Origin of the sequence: Rheinheimera marina (genome assembly GCF_042654345.1) — a bacterium.
Lineage (GTDB): Bacteria > Pseudomonadota > Gammaproteobacteria > Enterobacterales > Alteromonadaceae > Pararheinheimera > Pararheinheimera marina.
In genome coordinates this window covers 88899-101057 of the sequence record NZ_JBHSGB010000015.1, presented here as the reverse complement: position 1 = coordinate 101057, position 12159 = coordinate 88899, and the positions used below count along the sequence as shown (strand labels likewise).

Sequence of the window (12159 nt, the reverse complement as noted above, 5' to 3'; positions counted from 1 at the left end):
CGGCCAAACAAAGCCTTGGGTGGCATACCACCGAAGTACAAAGACAATTTAATAACACAGGCTTCTACTTCAAGCGTCCATTAAAAATGGGATGATTACCGGAGCAAGTCAAACTCTTTGCTTATATGTTGTATTTTATAGCCCACATAAAAATCATTGTAAATGTTGACAAATGACAACAGAGATAACATCTCGCTTATCAATACTTTTATATCACCCAACTCTGCATCATCAATATCTATTTCATAGTGCTCTCTGAATGACTTGTACTCATCAGGAGCTAATGACTCATGAGCCTGAGAAAGAGATAATAAGTTAATACTTTTCATAAAATTTAATAAATTTCCAACACCGAATATAGATATTTGAACTCTCAGAACCCTGTGAGCTAGTGAGATAGCTTGCCTTAGCAACTAACGATATAGCTCAACGGCGCGTTTAGCGTCCGTTGCAGCGTCTTGTTCTGTCTTTGGTTTGCGGTGGACCACCATTCCCTTGGCTCCTTATGACTCAAGCAGTAAAACAATTCCCGACGCAAAACCTCGCCGGTGCTGGGGTTTGTGGCTTTACTCGAAGCTTGTGCGCGCCATCCGTCTGCATGCTCGCATCAGCGGTGACGCGAACGCTTCGAGCGTTGCAGAAAAACACAAACTTTTCAAGATTAGTTTGTTCTCTAAATCTGGACATTATGCCCCACCGATCTAAAGCCCTTAATCCGGCGAGACAGAACGATATAGCTCAACGGCGCGTTTAGCGTCCGTTGCAGCGTCTTGTTCTGTCTTTGGTTTGCGGTGGACCACCATTCCCTTGGCTCCTTATGACTCAAGCAGTAAAACAATTCCCGACGCAAAACCTCGCCGGTGCTGGGGTTTGTGGCTTTACTCGAAGCTTGTGCGCGCCATCCGTCTGCATGCTCGCATCAGCGGTGACGCGAACGCTTCGAGCGTTGCAGAAAAACACAAACTTTTCAAGATTAGTTTGTTCTCTAAATCTGGACATTATGCCCCACCGATCTAAAGCCCTTAATCCGGCGAGACAGAACATATTAATCAAATGCACAGCCCACGCTTTTAACTTGGCCCGGTGCAAGTTGATTTTTTTAGATTCATTCCACACTACCGAAAAAATCTATCTTTCTCAAGCCTTTACCAGCATTACACGCTTTGCAAAATACGAAAGAGTGCGTAGCCCACCCTAGAAAATATGAAACATTATTTTTACATTCTATAGTTAAATTTTGCTCTGCAGAGGGAACTGCCATGGCATCACAATTTTTGCAACAAGTAGCTGACTTTATGCGCACCCGGCGGTATGCCAAACGCACCATTGAAACTTACCTGCATTGGATCCGCTTCTTTATTTTGTATCACAATAAACAACACCCATCTGAGCTTGGTAATGCGCAGGTAGAGCAGTTTTTAACCTGGCTGGCGGTGGAGCGGCATGTTGCGTTTAAAACCCAAAGTTCGGCGCTGAACGCGTTGGTGTTTTTGTACCGCGAGTTTTTGCAGCAGCCATTGTCGTTACAACTGAACTTTAACACTGCCAACACGCCACCAAAGCTGCCGGTGGTACTGACGCGCGCTGAAGTTGCAGCCTTACTGCGCTGGATAGACCCCAAATATAAGCTGGTGGCTCAACTTTTATATGGCAGTGGCTTACGGCTGATGGAAGCGGTTCGTCTGCGGGTCAAGGACATTGATTTCGATTATTTGTCGGTGATGGTGTGGCAAGGCAAAGGCAATAAAAACCGGCGTGTCACTTTAGCCGCTGAGTTAATCCCGCCCCTGCAACAGCAAATAGCCATGGCTGAACGCTGGTTTGATGCTGACTTGCTCAACCCGGTTTACAGCGGCGTCTGGCTACCTTATGCGCTGGCACTGAAATACCCTGCGGCACCACGCCAACTAGGCTGGCACTATTTGTTTCCTTCAGCTCAATTGAGTCAGGATCCAGAGTCAAAACAAATCCGCCGCCATCATATCGATGAAACCTGTGTGCGCAGAGCCATTAAAGCAGCAGCCTTTCAGGCAAAGATCCAAAAGAATGTCACCTGCCATGCGCTCAGGCATAGTTTCGCAACCCATCTCTTAGAATCGGGGGCCGATATTCGCACGGTACAAGAACAGCTTGGCCACAGCGATGTAAAAACCACACAAATTTACACCCATGTACTAAGCCGGGGTGGCAATGCTGTGAAAAGCCCGTTGTCATTACTGCTGAATCAATAACAAGTTCTAATGCTTAAACAAAAAATAAGGGCGGGTTAAACCCCGCCCTTATGGCAATTTACCGGATGAGCCTTAGCTCAATGGCAACTTACCAGCCAGTGATTTCTTTCAGAGCTTTACCGATGTCGGCCAGGCTCTTCACTGTTTTCACGCCTGCGTCTTCCAGGGCTGCGAACTTCTCGTCTGCAGTACCTTTACCACCAGAGATGATGGCGCCAGCGTGGCCCATACGCTTACCAGCTGGTGCAGTTACACCGGCAATGTAAGACACAACAGGCTTAGTTACGTTTGCTTTGATATAAGCAGCAGCTTCTTCTTCAGCAGAACCACCGATTTCACCAATCATTACGATGGCTTCAGTTTGTGGATCTTCCTGGAATAATTTCAGGATGTCGATGAAGTTAGAACCTGGGATTGGGTCACCACCGATACCAACGCAAGTAGACTGACCGAAACCGAAATCTGTGGTTTGTTTCACAGCTTCATAGGTCAGAGTACCAGAACGTGACACGATACCTACTTTACCTGGCTTGTGGATGTGGCCTGGCATGATACCGATTTTACATTCGCCCGGAGTGATTACGCCTGGGCAGTTAGGGCCGATTAAACGTACGCCTAACTCGTCACATTTTACTTTGGCATCCAGCATGTCCAGCGTTGGGATACCTTCAGTGATACAAACGATCAGTTTGATACCGCCGTTGGCCGCTTCCAGGATTGAATCCTTACAGAAAGCTGCTGGAACGTAGATCACAGAAGCTTCAGCGCCAGTGGCGTCTACGGCTTCTTTTACTGTGTTGAACACTGGCAGGCCCAGGTGAGTCTGACCGCCTTTGCCCGGAGTTACACCACCAACCATTTTGGTGCCGTAAGCAATGGCTTGTTCAGAGTGGAAAGTACCCTGAGCACCAGTGAAACCCTGGCAAATTACTTTAGTGTCTTTGTTAATTAAAACGCTCATTCTTTACCCCTTATACGCCAGCAGCTGCAGCGACGACTTTCTTGGCAGCGCCAGTCAGGTCTGTATCAGCGATGATGTTCAGGCCGCTTTCACCCAGCACTTTAGCACCCAGTTCAGCGTTGTTACCTTGCAGACGAACGACTACAGGAACTTTAACGCCAACTTCTTTCACTGCACCGATTACACCTTCAGCGATCATGTCACAACGCACGATACCGCCGAAGATGTTGATGAATACGGCTTTCACAGCGTCATCAGACAGGATAATTTTGAATGCTTCAACAACGCGCTCTTTGGTCGCGCCGCCGCCAACGTCCAGGAAGTTAGCTGGTTGGCCACCGTGTAATTTCACGATGTCCATAGTACCCATAGCTAAGCCAGCACCGTTGACCATACAGCCGATGTCGCCACCTAAAGCGACATAGTTCAGTTCCCATGAAGCAGCGTGTGCTTCACGTGGATCTTCCTGTGAAGGATCCTGCATCGCTTTCAGTTCTGGGTGACGGTACAGAGCGTTGCCGTCAATCACCAGCTTGGCATCCAGACAGTGCAGGTTGCCTTCTGGCGTGATTACCAGTGGGTTTACTTCTAACAGCGCCAGGTCTTTTTCCTGGAACAGTTTGGCTAAGCCTAAGAAGATGTTGACGAACTGGTTCACTTGCTTGCCTTCCAGGCCCAGTTTGAACGCCAGCTCACGGCCCTGGAATGGCTGAGCGCCTACCAGTGGATCGACCGTAGCTTTTAAAATTTTCTCTGGAGTTTCGTGGGCAACTTTTTCAATTTCCACGCCACCTTCAGTAGATGCCATAAACACGATGCGACGTGAAGAGCGGTCTACTACTGCACCCAGGTACAGTTCTTTCGCGATATCAGTACAGGTTTCCACCAGAATGCGGCTAACCGGCTGACCTTTTTCGTCTGTCTGGTAAGTTACCAGGTTTTGGCCCAGCCATTTTTCTGCGAAAGCGCGGATTTCGTCTTTGCTCTTAACCAGTTTCACACCGCCCGCTTTACCGCGACCACCAGCGTGAACCTGAGCTTTAACAACAAACATGTCGCCGCCGATCTGATCAGCTGCTGCAACTGCTTCTTCCACAGTGGCAGCGGCGATGCCTTTCGATACAGGCAAACCATATTGGGCAAACAGTTGCTTCCCCTGATACTCGTGCAAATTCATGGCTATTTTCCGTTCATTTTGACATTAAGGCTGCACCGGGGGATGCAGCCAGACTTTAAACCGGCGCAGATTATAGTGCCGATCGGTTCGATAAAAAATGCCGGGGGTACAAATAAACCGGCATTTTTTTACCTGTTCGCTGAAATTAGATATCCAGCAGAATACGGGTTGGGTCTTCCAGCAACTCTTTTACAGTCACCAGGAAGCCGACAGACTCTTTACCATCGATGATACGGTGGTCGTATGACAGAGCCAGGTACATCATTGGCAGAATTTCCATTTTGCCGTCCACGACCATCACGCGGTCCTGGATTTTGTGCATACCCAGAATAGCGGATTGTGGTGGGTTGATGATTGGCGTTGACATCAGAGAACCAAACACACCACCGTTGGTGATGGTGAAGTTACCGCCAGTCAGGTCGTCCATTGCCAGCTTGCCGTCACGGCCTTTGATGGCTAAGTCTTTGATACCTTTTTCCATTTCAGCCAGGTTCAGCTTGTCACAGTCACGCAGTACTGGGGTAACCAGGCCACGAGGTGTAGACACTGCAATGCTGACGTCGAAGTAGTTGTGGTAAACAATGTCATCGCCATCAATAGCCGCATTCACTTCTGGGAAGCGTTTCAGCGCTTCAGTCACAGCTTTTACATAGAACGACATGAAACCTAAACGGATGCCGTGTTTCTTCTCGAACACGTCCTGGTACTGCTTACGCAGGTCCATGATTGGTTTCATATTCACTTCGTTGAAGGTCGTCAGCATGGCTGTGCTGTTTTTCGCTTCCAGCAGACGGTTGGCAATGGTCTTACGCAGACGCGTCATAGGAACACGTTTTTGTGAACGGTCACCAGTGACTGGTGCAACGACTGCGGCAGCAGCTGGAGCGGCTTTGGCCGGAGCAGCGGCAGCTGGTGCGCCGGCCAGGAATTTTTCCACGTCTTCTTTAGTGACGCGGCCATTTTTACCTGAGCCTTTGATTTTGCTGGCGTCTAAGCCTTTTTCTGCGATCAGTCGGCGAACAGACGGCGTTAACACGTCATCGCTGTCTGCAGATTCAGCAGCCGGAGCGGCAGCTGGAGCAGCGGCGGCTGGCGCAGCAGCTGTTGCACCGGCGTTCAGGTGACCAATCACTTGTTCAGCCAGCACGGTTGCGCCTTCTTCGTGCACGATTTCGCCCATCACGCCGTCGGCCTGAGCAACCACTTCTAACACGACTTTGTCAGTTTCGATATCGACCAGCACCTGGTCACGGCTTACTGCTTCACCTGTTTTTACATGCCAGGTGGCGATTGTTGCATCAGCAACTGATTCTGGAAGTACCGGGACTTTAATTTCCACTTTGTCACCTATTCTATTGGTCAGAGTTCAGTTTCATCTGCCAGGTTTCTCCTGACAGCTAAAAGCCAAAGTCAGAGGTCCGAAAACCGGCCCCTGACTGGGATACAGCAAAGCGCGGCCACAGACCGCGCTTTTTAGTTACACAAGAGTCAGAGCTGCGTTCACTAAAGCCTGTTGTTGCTTGTTGTGAACCGACAGATAACCTACTGCCGGAGACGACGACGCCTCGCGACCAGCGTATGTCAGTTTTGCACCGGCCGGGACTGAAGCCCAGAAGTGGTGCTGACTGCAGTACCAGGCGCCCTGGTTCTGCGGTTCTTCCTGACACCAGACGAAATCTTTCACGTGCTGATAATCTTTCAGTGCTTCGGCCATTTCTGCAGCCGGGAACGGATACAGCTGTTCGATACGCACAATGGCGATATCTGTGATGTTGCGTTTACGACGCTCGTCCAGCAGATCGTAATAGACTTTACCGCTACACATCACCACGCGTTTCACATCGCTTGGCTTCAGTGTATCGATTTCACCAATCACGTTCTGGAACACACCGCTAGACAGCTCTTCCAGCGTGGAAGTTGCTAATGGGTGGCGCAGTAACGATTTAGGCGACATCACAATTAATGGGCGACGCAGTGGGCGCACCATTTGACGGCGGATCATCGCAAACACCTGAGCTGGTGTAGACGGCACCACCACTTGCATATTGTGGTCAGCACATAATTGCAGGAAACGCTCCAGACGGGCTGAGGAGTGTTCCGGACCCTGACCTTCATAACCATGTGGCAGTAACAGGGTTAAACCGCAGAGACGGCCCCACTTCTGCTCGCCAGAGCTTAAGAATTGGTCGATCACCACCTGAGCGCCGTTGGCGAAGTCGCCAAACTGGCCTTCCCAAATGACCAGAGCTGAAGGTTCAGCTGTGGCATAGCCGTATTCGAATGCTAAAACAGCTTCTTCAGACAGCGCTGAGTCATACACCTGGAACGGGCCCTGGTCAGCACTGATGTGCTCCAGCGGAGTATAGACAGAAGCGTCAGCCTGGCTGTGCAGTACGGCATGACGGTGGAAGAACGTACCACGACCAGAATCCTGACCGACGATACGGATACGGTTACCAGCGCCAACTATTGAGGCGTATGCCAGAATTTCAGCAAAGCCCCAGTCGATTTTCTTCTCGCCTTTGAGCATCAGTGCGCGGTCTTCGTACACTTTGCCGACCTGACGTTGCAGGGTATGAGACTCTGGGAACTGAATGGCTTTGTTGCCTAAATCCACCAGTTTTTCGACTGGCAGTGCAGCGTCGTACGCCACATCCCAATCTTTACCGATGTAGGGTGTCCAGTCGGCCATAGACTCGGTCATTGGACGCCACTCGTCTACCACACAGTCGCCTTTGTCCAACGCGTCACGGTAGCCGTCAATCAGCTTTTGTACGTCGTCTGCAGCAATCACACCTTCCAGTGCCAGTTTCTGTGCATACAGTTCACGTGGCGTCGGGTGTTTTTTGATTTTTTGGTACATCAGCGGCTGCGTGGCATTTGGCTCGTCCGCTTCGTTGTGACCGTTACGACGGTAACACACCAGGTCAATCACCACGTCACGTTTAAAGGTGTTGCGGTAATCCACAGCTAACTGAGCCACGAAGACCACAGCTTCAGGGTCGTCACCGTTGACGTGGAAAATTGGCGCCTGCACCATCTTGGCGATGTCAGTACAGTAAGGTGTAGAACGGGTATCTTCCGGGTTCGACGTGGTGAAACCTACCTGGTTGTTCACCACGATACGGATAGACCCCCCCACTTTGAAGGCGCGGGTCTGAGAAATGTTGAAGGTCTCAGCGACCACGCCCTGGCCTGCAAAGGCAGAGTCACCGTGAATGGTAATTGGCAGTGCCATTGAGCCGTCAACACAACCGCGGCGGTCTAAACGGGCACGCACAGAACCCATCACCACTGGGTTCACGATTTCCAGGTGAGACGGGTTAAAGGCCAGTGCTAAATGCACATTGCCGCCTTTGGTTTCGAAATCTGACGAGAAACCCATATGGTATTTCACGTCACCGGCACCTACTACTTCGTATTTACCGGCGAATTCGTCGAACAGTTTGCTTGGGTTTTTACCCAGCACGTTGATCAGGGTGTTCAGACGACCACGGTGGGCCATACCGATCACACAGTCTTTGGCGCCCTGCTCACCGGCACGGTGGATCATCGCTTTGAGCATTGGCACTAAGGCGTCACCACCTTCCAGACCAAAGCGCTTGGCGCCAGGGAACTTGGAGGCCAGGTATTTCTCCAGGCCGTCAGCTGCCACCAGGTTTTTCAGGATCTGCAGCTTCTGTTCTTTGCTGTAATTGGCCTGCGACTGCACAGACTCCAGACGTTGCTGGATCCAGCGCTTTTCGTCAGTCGATACAATGTGCATGTACTCAGCACCAATGGTGCCGCAGTAGGTACGCTCCAGGGCTTTGTACAGATCGCCCAGCTTCATGCTGGTTTCACCACCGGCGAAGGAGCCTACGTTAAATTCACTGTCAAAGTCGGCTTCAGTGAGATCGTGATGGGATAATTCCAAATCACGTACCCGTGGTTGTTTCCACAGGTTTAAAGGGTCGAGATTGGCGTGCTGATGACCACGGAAACGGTAAGCGTTAATCAGCTGCAGGACTTTGACCTGACGCTGATCGGCTCCGCCGCCGGCAACCGTAATGACTTCACGGTGTTTGTTTTTGGCTAACTCTAAAAACTGAGCGCGGACATCGCTGTGGCGGGTTTCAAGATCAACACCGTCAATCTTCGGAAGGCTGGCAAAAAACTGACGCCATTCTTCGTCAACACTAGCCGGGTCGGCTAAGTAGGATTCATAGAGTTCGTCCACATAGGCCATGTTGCCACCGCCTAAGTGAGAAGACTCTAACCACGCCTTCATTACACCTTCGTGCATTTGGTTTCCCTTTATTCGAAGCACCTGGAAAAACTAGCAATGCTATTGCTTGATGATTTTCACCAAGGCTTATTTTTTCGACTTTGAACTAACGAAGGGCGCTTTACAGCGCCCGGTTTAATAACATGGATTTGATTTGACCAATGGCCTTGGTCGGGTTCAATCCTTTTGGACACACGTTCACACAGTTCATGATGCCGTGGCAACGGAACACGCTGAACGCGTCATCCAGATCATTTAAGCGCTGCTCTGTGGCTGTATCACGGCTGTCCGCCAGGAAGCGGTAGGCGTGTAACAGACCTGCAGGGCCGATAAACTTGTCCGGGTTCCACCAGAATGACGGGCATGAGGTTGAACAACAGGCACACAGAATACACTCGTACAGGCCATCTAACTTTTCACGTTGTTCTGGCGACTGCAGGTATTCACCGGCAGGAGGCAGACCGTCGTTGATCAGGTACGGCTTCACTTTTTCGTACTGTGTGTAGAACTGGGTCATGTCGACCACTAAGTCACGCACCACAGGTAAACCTGGCAGCGGACGGATCACCAACTTGCCACCTTTGCCCTTGCCTAAAGCAGACAATGGGGTGATACAGGCCAGACCGTTTTTACCATTCATGTTCAGACCGTCTGAACCACAGACGCCTTCACGGCAGCTGCGACGGAAAGATAAGGTTGGGTCTTGCTCTTTTAATTTCAACAGTGCGTCCAACACCATCATGTCGCGGCCTTCCGGGTTGTCCAGGACATAGTCCTGCATCCGAGGCGCTGTATCGACGTCCGGGTTGTAACGGTAGATAGAGAATACTAACTTGTTCATTCTGTATCCCTCTTAGTAAGTACGGGCTTTAGGAGGGAAAGCCGGACGGAATTTAGTTTCCATATTCACTTTCCGCTTAAACATAGACTCAGTGTCCGGAGAGTAAACGCTGTGGCATAACCAGTTTTCATCGTCACGATCCGGGAAGTCAAAGCGCGCGTGAGCACCACGACTCTCTGTTCTGTAGTTGGCAGCAACTGCAGTAGAGAATGCGGTTTCCATCAGGTTGTCCAGTTCCAGACATTCGATACGCTGAGTGTTGAACTCGGCGCTCTTGTCGTCCAGACGGGCATACTTCAGACGTTCACGGATCACTTTTAACTGTTCTAAGCCTTCAGCCATAGCCGCACCTTCACGGAATACCGAGAAGTTCAGTTGCATACATTGCTGTAAGTCTTTCTTGATTTGTGCCGGGTCTTCACCCTGGCCTGGCTTGCTGTCTTCCCAACGTTGAGTACGGGCCAGCGAAGCTTCCAGATCAGATTCAGAAGCAGCACGGTATTCAGAGGTTGCCGCCAGTGCTTCACCCAGGTGTAAACCTGTAGCACGACCGAATACAACCAGGTCAAGTAACGAGTTACCACCCAGACGGTTTGCACCGTGGACAGACACACAAGCAATTTCACCACAGGCGAATAAGCCTGGGATCACTTCTTCACGGCCATCAGCCGTTGGACGCAGCGCCTGACCATGCACGTTAGTCGGTACACCACCCATCATGTAGTGACAGGTTGGGATCACTGGAATTGGTTCTTTCACTGGGTCCACGTGCGCGAAGGTACGAGACAGTTCACAGATCCCTGGCAGACGGCTTTCCAGCACTTCTTCACCCAGGTGATCCAGCTTCAGCTTGATGTGTGGGCCCCATGGACCATCACAGCCGCGGCCTTCACGGATTTCTGTCATCATAGAACGGGCCACCACGTCACGACCGGCAAGGTCTTTGGCATTTGGCGCATAACGTTCCATGAAACGTTCACCGTCTTTGTTCAGCAGGTAACCACCTTCACCGCGACAGCCTTCTGTCACCAGTACGCCGGCACCGGCAATACCTGTTGGGTGGAACTGCCACATTTCCATATCCTGCATTGGCACGCCTGCACGCAGTGCCATACCGACGCCGTCACCAGTGTTGATGTGCGCGTTGGTCGTTGAAGCAAAGATACGGCCCGCACCACCAGTGGCCAGAACCACTGCACGGGATTTGAAGTAAACGATTTCACCGGATTCGATGTCGATAGCGGTACAACCAACCACAGCGCCATCCTGGTTTTTAACCAGGTCCAGTGCGTACCACTCAGAAAACACCTGAGTTTTGTTCTTTACGTTTTGTTGGTACAGCAAGTGCAATAAGGCGTGGCCGGTACGGTCCGCTGCAGCTGCTGTACGGGCAGCCTGTTCGCCACCGAAGTTCTTAGACTGACCACCAAATGGACGCTGATACACACGGCCGTTCTCAAAACGAGAGAAAGGTAAACCCATGTTTTCCAGTTCAGTAATGGCTTCAGGGCCAGTTTTACACATGTATTCAATCGCGTCCTGGTCACCGATGTAGTCAGAACCTTTCACGGTATCAAACATGTGCCATTCCCAGTTATCCGGGTGCGAGTTACCTAAAGCAACTGTAATACCACCTTGGGCAGACACCGTGTGAGAACGGGTTGGGAAGACTTTAGATAATAAGGCACAAGTCAGGCCTGATTGAGTGATTTGCAATGCGGCGCGCATACCTGCGCCACCTGCGCCGATCACCACGGCATCAAATTCGCGTACTGGAATAGCCACTTAAACACCCCACAATACAAAAATACCCACAGCCACATAGCCAAAAGCCAGCGTGTACAGCAGGAACTGCAGTACAGCGCGCAGACGGGCGCTCTTGACATAGTCAGTCAGCACCTGCCACAAGCCAATTTTGGTATGAACTGCGATACAAACTAAGGCTAATAAAGTAAAGGCTTTAACTAATACGTTGGAGAACAGCCCTTTCCAGCTGTCAAAGGTTACTTCTGGTGTACAGATGAAATAACCCAGGATAAACAAGGTGTACAGCACCAGAATGATGGCTGTTGCACGCAGCGAGACATAATCCTGAACACCGTCACGCTTTAAACTGGCTTGATTCAGAACCATAACCACACTCCTGCTACTACTGCTAACACAATCCACAATGCGATCGTTACTTTGGCGCTGGTGTTACCAGACTCCAGCTCTTCCCAGTGGCCCATGTCCATCACCAGGTGACGCAAACCACCTAAGATGTGATAGGTCAGCACTGTGATAGTGCCCCAAGCAATGAACTTGGCAATAAAGGATTGCATTACAGATTTGACCGTCTCAAAACCTTCCGGAGAAGACAGAGACACTGCCCAGGCCCAAATTACAAACACCAGTGCAAAGAACATGGCAACGCCCGTTACACGGTGAAGAATGGAGGCACTGGCAGACGCAGGAAAAGAGATAGTTGTAAGGTCTAGATTTACAGGTCTTTGCTTTTTCACAGTTTCTTGCCCATCGACGCCCTTTTACGAGCTTTGTTGTCATTATTTGTTGCTGATTACTCAGTCAACGCCCAATGGATATACAGGCTTTCGCTTTGAGAGGTTCAGCCAGGGTCTTATCTATCAAGCACTGAACAGGTTTTAAAACCCGCGACAGTATATATTTCGCTAATTCGGATTA

At 50.4% G+C, this 12159-nt stretch carries 9 protein-coding genes; 1 reads left to right on the top strand and 8 read right to left on the bottom strand.

Annotated elements, in window-relative coordinates; genetic code table 11:
• Window positions 1-1259: 1259 nt before the first annotated feature.
• Entirely contained in the window at window positions 1260-2231 is a 972-nt protein-coding gene (locus ACFO3I_RS15960; protein WP_377335652.1) for an integron integrase, read from the top strand.
• An 88-nt stretch (window positions 2232-2319) separates the two neighbouring features.
• On the opposite strand, the gene sucD is transcribed toward ACFO3I_RS15960, so the two are convergent.
• The 8 genes from sucD to sdhC form a co-directional block, all read right to left on the bottom strand.
• Window positions 2320-3192, bottom strand: a complete 873-nt coding sequence (sucD, locus tag ACFO3I_RS15955; protein WP_377335651.1) for a succinate--CoA ligase subunit alpha — start codon at window positions 3190-3192, stop codon at window positions 2320-2322.
• Between the two features lie 10 nt (window positions 3193-3202).
• The gene (sucC, locus tag ACFO3I_RS15950; RefSeq protein ID WP_377335650.1) at window positions 3203-4369 is read right to left on the bottom strand and encodes an ADP-forming succinate--CoA ligase subunit beta; all 1167 of its coding nucleotides are present in this window, start codon (window positions 4367-4369) and stop codon (window positions 3203-3205) included.
• 145 nt (window positions 4370-4514) lie between these two features.
• Window positions 4515-5708, bottom strand: coding sequence for a 2-oxoglutarate dehydrogenase complex dihydrolipoyllysine-residue succinyltransferase (gene odhB, locus ACFO3I_RS15945; protein WP_377335648.1), 1194 nt, complete (start codon window positions 5706-5708; stop codon window positions 4515-4517).
• A gap of 138 nt (window positions 5709-5846) precedes the next feature.
• A complete protein-coding gene (locus tag ACFO3I_RS15940) occupies window positions 5847-8654 on the bottom strand; it encodes a 2-oxoglutarate dehydrogenase E1 component (protein WP_377335646.1) in 2808 nt (935 codons plus the stop codon).
• 103 nt (window positions 8655-8757) lie between these two features.
• On the bottom strand, window positions 8758-9477 hold the full coding sequence (locus ACFO3I_RS15935) for a succinate dehydrogenase iron-sulfur subunit (RefSeq protein ID WP_377335644.1): 720 nt from the start codon (window positions 9475-9477) through the stop codon (window positions 8758-8760).
• Between the two features lie 12 nt (window positions 9478-9489).
• The gene (sdhA, locus tag ACFO3I_RS15930; protein WP_377335642.1) at window positions 9490-11262 is read right to left on the bottom strand and encodes a succinate dehydrogenase flavoprotein subunit; all 1773 of its coding nucleotides are present in this window, start codon (window positions 11260-11262) and stop codon (window positions 9490-9492) included.
• Window positions 11263-11610, bottom strand: a complete 348-nt coding sequence (gene sdhD, locus ACFO3I_RS15925) for a succinate dehydrogenase, hydrophobic membrane anchor protein (RefSeq protein WP_377335640.1) — start codon at window positions 11608-11610, stop codon at window positions 11263-11265.
• On the bottom strand, window positions 11601-11978 hold the full coding sequence (gene sdhC, locus ACFO3I_RS15920) for a succinate dehydrogenase, cytochrome b556 subunit (protein ID WP_337880576.1): 378 nt from the start codon (window positions 11976-11978) through the stop codon (window positions 11601-11603). The genes sdhD and sdhC overlap by 10 nt, the downstream gene beginning before the upstream one ends.
• Window positions 11979-12159 lie beyond the last annotated feature (181 nt).

Bases quoted from the DNA above. Each gene is read 5' to 3' on its own strand.
- ACFO3I_RS15960 (WP_377335652.1), top strand. From the start codon at position 1,260: ATGGCATCACAATTTTTGCAACAAGTAGCTGACTTTATGCGCACCCGG.
- sucD (WP_377335651.1), bottom strand. From the start codon at position 3,192: ATGAGCGTTTTAATTAACAAAGACACTAAAGTAATTTGCCAGGGTTTC.
- sucC (WP_377335650.1), bottom strand. From the start codon at position 4,369: ATGAATTTGCACGAGTATCAGGGGAAGCAACTGTTTGCCCAATATGGT.
- ACFO3I_RS15940 (WP_377335646.1), bottom strand. From the start codon at position 8,654: ATGCACGAAGGTGTAATGAAGGCGTGGTTAGAGTCTTCTCACTTAGGC.
- ACFO3I_RS15935 (WP_377335644.1), bottom strand. From the start codon at position 9,477: ATGAACAAGTTAGTATTCTCTATCTACCGTTACAACCCGGACGTCGAT.
- sdhD (WP_377335640.1), bottom strand. From the start codon at position 11,610: ATGGTTCTGAATCAAGCCAGTTTAAAGCGTGACGGTGTTCAGGATTAT.